Below are 5,778 nucleotides of genomic sequence, written 5' to 3' on the forward strand. Positions count from 1 at the left end.
TCTGGTTCGCGTGCACATCAAAGTCCTGAGCTAACTCACTCAAGGTTTTTTCTCCGCGAATAGCAGCAAGTGCCACTTTCGCTTTAAAAGCCGGGCTATGGTTCCGGCGAGGACGTCTGCTCATGATGGTCTCCTGTTCTTGGCATCATGCCAGTTTCAGGAGCTAAATCCACTTTCACAACCTGTCCAAATTTCCCGAGCCAGCTCTGTACGAGCAGCCTAAATTTATAAGAGCATTACAAAACTGTAGCAACTTTATAGTTTGTTGCAAAACTGTCGTACAAGATGTATCGCAAAAGTAAAATCCGACTTGAACCTTAGAGAACAGTCCCTTGAGCAACAACCTGCCAATCTCTGCCTTCATCATTAGCCAAGATGAAGAAGATCGTATCTTGATGGCAATCAATAGTGTGAAAACGTTGGTTGATGAAGTAATTATTGTAGACTCAGGCTCAACAGACAACACAGTCGCTCTTGCAGAAAAAGCTGGAGCTAAGGTCATCTACAATAAATGGGACGGGTACGGTAAACAAAAGCGCTTTGCTGAAGATCAATGCAGAAACACTTGGTTACTCAACATAGATGCCGATGAGGAAATCACTTTAAAACTAGCTGATGAGATCACAGAAATTTTCACATCAACTCCGCGTGCAGATATCTACAAAGTACATATCGTCGACGTTTTCCCGCATGAAAAGACAGCAAAAAAGTGGGCATATGGTTACTGGCAATATCGTCTTTACAACAAAGAAAAAGGTCGTTTTTCATCCTCGAGTGTTCACGACACAGTGAGACCACATGAGGGAGCTAAGATAGCAAGATTAAAAGGCAAAGTTGATCATCGCTCGCAACGATCAATTCAGTTTACAGTAGAAAAATTCAACCGCTATTCTGATATGCAAGTTCACGATATGATTTCCAGAGGACGACGAATATCACCGCTGAGATTACTGACAGAATTCCCTCTCGCGTTTTTGAAAAGCTATTTTATACGTAGAGGTGTGTTTTATGGGCTATGGGGCATCGTAGATGCTCACAACTATGCCTATTCCAGGTTCGTTAGACTAGCTAAATATTACCAGTATCAATTGATCGAAAGGGCAAAAAAGGCTAATAAGGAGCGATGAAACATATGTAGGTTTGTACAGGTACCATCGTGAAGCCGCTCATCAGTTATTTATTAACCGTATATAATAAGGAACAAGAACTTCCACAAACAATCCAGTGTTTACAAAACCAAAGTGGTTTAGACGGCGCACAGGTGGAGTTTATCTTTGTAGATGACTGTTCATCTGATCGTTCAATCGAATTTCTCAAGATTGAAGCAGCAAAAGATTCTCGTATTAAGATAATTGAGAACAAGCAAAATCGTGGTCCATCAGTTCGAATTAATCAAGCTGCTAAGCATGCTAGCGGCAGTTACTTAATTCCACTCGACGCAGATGACTTCCTCACTTCCAATGGTACTCGCACCTTACTCAACATTGCAGGAGACACTGGAGCAGCCCTTGTTTTCGGAAAATCAAAACGTGGTTTTCAGACGCAAGCCCTCGTCGATGTCAGCTCACTTGTCACTGTTGCAAAAGACCCATTGGCCTATTGCGCTCGAAAACAGATCGTACACATGGGCTTTCTTGTTGACTCTCAACTATGGAGAACAGCTGGTGGGGCCGATGAACGAATATTTATACAGGATCAATCTTTGCCGCTAAGCTTGTGTGCAGCTGCTAACCGGCTCGCCTACATCCATGATGTTGTGTATTGGTTGCGTCCCAAAACAAGTAATAACTTAAGTGAAAATACAACCCAACAACACCATGACCGCTTCTTTTCGGCTCTATTTCAGTTGGAAAGAACAGGCATTTCATACACAGCCAAACGAAACTTAACAAAGCAAATTTTTTCCTCGCGTTGGAAGCTGCTACGAGACAACGGCAAGCTGGATGCTTATCTTTCCGAGCCATTTTTAAGCTACATTTTCAACCGATTGTCTCCCAGAGCCGAAATCTCCAATCAAAAGCTTCAACATTACATAAAAGAGATGCTCTCTCAAAAAGATGTCAGACGGATCAGCTTCTCATAAAAATCAAAAGATATCGGAAGAAAGAAACGAGATGCCAGCTAAATCAAAAGATATATTTGTAGTTCGCTGCAGTATCTTGGGAGATCAAAACAATCTTCTTGGGCTGGCAGAGGCGTTAAAAAACGAGTTTGGTGGTGAAATCAAGGTAGTAGATATCAGGTTCCGTAGCAGAGTCTTGGAAACACTTTATCTTCATCTTATTCAGCAAAAACACGAAAGCAAAATTTGGGACCACGTTACATCTTTCTTTTGTGTTGGCGACATTCCAGCTAAAGAAGAAGTCGATGGAGCATTTGTTGTTTCAACATTGGGAGCAGGAGAACTTCCAGCTGTATATCTTTCCAAATTGGGAGCTTTTTCGATTCATCTCGGTGAACTCAAACGGATTCCATACAATTTAATAGACATGACAATTGCTCATCCAGGTCACGTGACAAAGGTTGATGAGTTTAAACTTCCATGTGCGCCCTCATCAATTGATGAGGAAAAACTGCTCCCCAAGGTAAAACGCAATGACTTACTTGTCGCCTTCGGGGGCGACACTGGCTCATTAACATATTCTAGAAATTTCTACGAAAAGACTTTATCACTTGCTGCTATTGCAGCAGAAAGAAATCGATTAACTTTAAAGATTACAACTTCCCATAGAACTGGATTGAGAAATGAAGAAATCATTCAAGAATACATCCAAGACAGGAGCTTAAAAGTAGACCAATTAGCCCTCTACAATCAAAATGATGTACCGAGTATGGGATTTTTGCTCAGCAATGCGGCAATAGCGTTGATAAGTGCCGAGAGTGTTTCAATGATCTCAGAAGCATTAGCAGCCTCAGCTAAGACGGTCGCAATTTATGAGCACGCACTTCCAAAGGAAGAAAGAATTTCCAGATTTCTTGAGGAGCAATTATGCAACAATCAAATCATGCTCATTGATGCGATTAGTTCAGACTATATCGAACTGGCATCACTCCAGTTTCCAAGTGTATCCTGGAAAACTCCTTTCCTCTCTGCGGTCCATCGCAAGCTAAATAAGAAAAATATCCGAGCAGCGGCATAATGACAAATTACGTTTTAATGAATGATACCTACGACACTTGGCATCATGGGTGCCGCGCCGTTTCGCGAGTGATCCGGCGTGAGATGGCAAAAAGAGGTTTCAATTTAGTTGCGACCTCTCGCGTAGGGAACCGATGGTGGGAAGATTTTTCTTTTGTTGAGCAAATTCAAAAAGCGGACCTAATCCTAATAAACGGAGAAGGTTCCTTTCATAGCGGAGGTGAAGACGCGCAACGTTGCATCAGAGTCTTTCATGATTTTGCGCATATTAAACGCATCGCTATTATTAATAGTATTTGGCAAGATAACCCGAGTGAATGGACACAGTCTCTTAAAGACGCGTCCTACGTCTCGTTAAGAGATACGATCAGCCAAAGCAACCTGTCATCTCAAGGTATTGACGCACAGTTCTGCCCCGACTTAAGTCTCGTTAGTTCCCGTCCGAGGACATCAATCGCAAAGCGTAGTGGAGTTGCATGGGGAGATGCTTTACGGAGACAAACAACACGAGCCCTATATGATGGTTTCAAGAGCGCTAACGGAGAAAATTACTTTGCCAGCGTTCGCCCTCGCTTTAGGTCTCCAATAACACCTCACCCGATTAAAGACTTTCGATACCAAATGATTTGTAGCATAAAACGCTACACTTGCTTTAACGACGAAATCGAGCTGTCTGCGTTTCTTGGTTCACGAGAATTATACATTACAGGTCGTTTCCATGGTGCTTGCCTATCACTTTGCGCTGGAACTCCATTTATTTCAGTCGCATCCAACACGCAGAAGATCACATATTTGCTGCAAGATTTAGGTCTAAACACAGAGCGCGTATTCCCTGATGCCACCCAACTTATAGCTGCCTCGGCAGAAAATTGGAGGTGGAGCAAGCAAGAGCAACAGAACCTAGAAGAAAATTTAGAAAAAATATCAAGGCAATCTCAAAAAATGTTTGATGAGGTTTGCACTTGCTAATTTGCTCAAGTCGACTTATTTCGTTGCCATAAATCTTGACGCATAATGTCTAATAAAAATGTGCCTGATCCAACTTCAGAGGATTAAGGTTAAAATTGTTTCTGGAGATTTGGTTATCATTATTCTCAACACAATTAAAATTCCAAAGCCAAATCGTATACTCAGGAAACGAATAAAAATAGACGGCAGACCGCTCCAATCAAACGTTGCTTCTTGGTCATTTTATTTACCCTCTCTACAAATAAAGCTATTGCATTCGTTTGATGGATTCTGCCATTGCATTTCTAAAGGAGCACCGTCCAGAAGCCAAATTCTAGAAGCGGATCATCCATTTAAAAGTGAACGATATACACTTGGAGATTGGCGTCAGATTTACAAAAAAGAAGTATCACTACGTACCGCAGAAAACTATGTTAGTGCAGACCGCCTTTATAAAGCAGGAATCGGTCCAAAAGTTATCGACATAGTTTATGTAAGAAATTTTGACGCATACTATAATCCGCGCCCCGCTTGTGGTTTGGTTATTGAGAATCTCTACCAATACCCAAGAAAAACACCTACAACTGAGAAACAACTTCACGATGCAGGTGTATTTCCAGACTATATTAATAGCTGCATACGACAACAAATCCACGGCTATGTGAGTGATTTAAACTCTGTTTTAGGAGTTATGCCAAGAGACGCCGATAGCCAAGTCAATGCAATTGACTTGGAATTTCAGAATGTGATCAATTCTGGTATTCCAAGTTAGGTATTAAACACTGGCTCTGTTTTGGTAAAAGTCCGTCATGCAGCTTAAAAGATACTTTGCTCAGAAATCTGTTGCCGTAGTTGGTAATTCAATGAATCTTTTAAATTACCAGTACGGTAGTGAAATTGATGCGCACGATGTTGTAATCCGAATGAATCGTGGGGTGATCATTCCTCAGAAGAACTGCTTTGGGCATAACACGAATGTATGGTGCTATAGCACATTCAAGCTAGTCAAAGACATCTATAGAAAGAGCAACTGTGACTACAGAGTTTGCATGTCTCCAAAGAATCGCGTGCTTACAAATAGATGTTCAACAGATCTTTTTTTTCCAATAGCACTATGGAAAAGACTGAACAACGAATTGGAAGCACGTCCTTCGGTCGGTGCAATGGTGACCTATCTGTTAGCCCAATGTGATCCTGCTAGCGTCGACATCTATGGGTTTGATTTTAAAGCCTCTAAGAGCTTTTATGAAAAATCAAATAACACTGGATCTCACAATTTTCAAAGAGAGCAAAAATTACTGCAACAAATAATAATAACTAAAGGCTGGTCCCTCAAAGATTGCTCTTTGGAATACAACATCGAAGCAAATGAATGGAAACTCTCAGCTTCTATAAAAAAATATTTTAGTACTTAAGAATTTGTAATTGAACCTAAACTCGACATCTAAAACTGAGCGGCACCAACCAGTTTAGCAGTGCTGGCATGAGTTGGTGGTCGAATTCTTCCGGTCCTTCCATAGCTCTGATTGTCGAATGAAAAACCGTCCCAGACCACGTCTGCTGTGGTAATCCCCCCATTTATGGAGGAGTTTTGCATTAGAGTTATGCAGCCAGTTTCAGTTTTGTTGCGGGCGAGATGCCGCCGATGGCCATGTTGGGCCGTTGGTTGTTGTAAGTCCAGAGCTAAGTCT

General features: G+C 41.6%; 8 protein-coding genes. 6 read left to right on the forward strand and 2 right to left on the reverse strand.

All coding sequences use genetic code 11. The features are described 5' to 3' along the window. A partial coding sequence (locus PsAD37_RS19805; RefSeq protein ID WP_193778219.1) for a transposase occupies nt 1-124 on the reverse strand: 124 nt, incomplete at its 3' end. 208 nt (nt 125-332) lie between these two features. On the opposite strand from PsAD37_RS19805, the gene PsAD37_RS19810 reads away from it, so the two are divergent. The 6 genes from PsAD37_RS19810 to PsAD37_RS19830 are packed head-to-tail and all read left to right on the forward strand — an operon-like array spanning nt 333 to nt 5,502. Continuing rightward, a complete protein-coding gene (locus PsAD37_RS19810) occupies nt 333-1,127 on the forward strand; it encodes a glycosyltransferase family 2 protein (RefSeq protein ID WP_063297603.1) in 795 nt (264 codons plus the stop codon). Nucleotides 1,128-1,156: 29 nt separating this feature from the next. Next, nucleotides 1,157-2,083, forward strand: coding sequence for a glycosyltransferase family 2 protein (locus PsAD37_RS19815; protein WP_063297604.1), 927 nt, complete (start codon nt 1,157-1,159; stop codon nt 2,081-2,083). Continuing rightward, on the forward strand, nt 2,058-3,140 hold the full coding sequence (locus tag PsAD37_RS19820; RefSeq protein WP_208991989.1) for an ELM1/GtrOC1 family putative glycosyltransferase: 1,083 nt from the start codon (nt 2,058-2,060) through the stop codon (nt 3,138-3,140). The genes PsAD37_RS19815 and PsAD37_RS19820 overlap by 26 nt, the downstream gene beginning before the upstream one ends. Next, entirely contained in the window at nt 3,140-4,108 is a 969-nt protein-coding gene (locus tag PsAD37_RS19825; protein WP_063297606.1) for a polysaccharide pyruvyl transferase family protein, read from the forward strand. The genes PsAD37_RS19820 and PsAD37_RS19825 overlap by 1 nt, the downstream gene beginning before the upstream one ends. A 58-nt stretch (nt 4,109-4,166) precedes the next feature. Next, nucleotides 4,167-4,859, forward strand: coding sequence for a hypothetical protein (locus PsAD37_RS27775; RefSeq protein WP_084407980.1), 693 nt, complete (start codon nt 4,167-4,169; stop codon nt 4,857-4,859). A 37-nt stretch (nt 4,860-4,896) separates the two neighbouring features. Further along, complete coding sequence (locus tag PsAD37_RS19830) at nt 4,897-5,502, forward strand: glycosyltransferase family 29 protein (RefSeq protein ID WP_063297607.1); 606 nt, start codon at nt 4,897-4,899, stop codon at nt 5,500-5,502. 29 nt (nt 5,503-5,531) lie between these two features. On the opposite strand, the gene PsAD37_RS28600 is transcribed toward PsAD37_RS19830, so the two are convergent. Then, on the reverse strand, nt 5,532-5,778 hold a 247-nt coding region (locus PsAD37_RS28600; RefSeq protein ID WP_206600092.1), incomplete at its 5' end, for a hypothetical protein.

This window comes from Pseudovibrio sp. Ad37, assembly GCF_001623075.1.
In the GTDB taxonomy this organism is placed as follows: Bacteria; Pseudomonadota; Alphaproteobacteria; order Rhizobiales; family Stappiaceae; genus Pseudovibrio.

Excerpts from the sequence above, each read along its gene's own strand:
- PsAD37_RS19820 (WP_208991989.1), top strand. The coding sequence starts at position 2,058 with ATGTCAGACGGATCAGCTTCTCATAAAAATCAAAAGATATCGGAAGAA.
- PsAD37_RS19825 (WP_063297606.1), top strand. The coding sequence starts at position 3,140 with ATGACAAATTACGTTTTAATGAATGATACCTACGACACTTGGCATCAT.
- PsAD37_RS27775 (WP_084407980.1), top strand. The coding sequence starts at position 4,167 with ATGTGCCTGATCCAACTTCAGAGGATTAAGGTTAAAATTGTTTCTGGA.
- PsAD37_RS19830 (WP_063297607.1), top strand. The coding sequence starts at position 4,897 with ATGCAGCTTAAAAGATACTTTGCTCAGAAATCTGTTGCCGTAGTTGGT.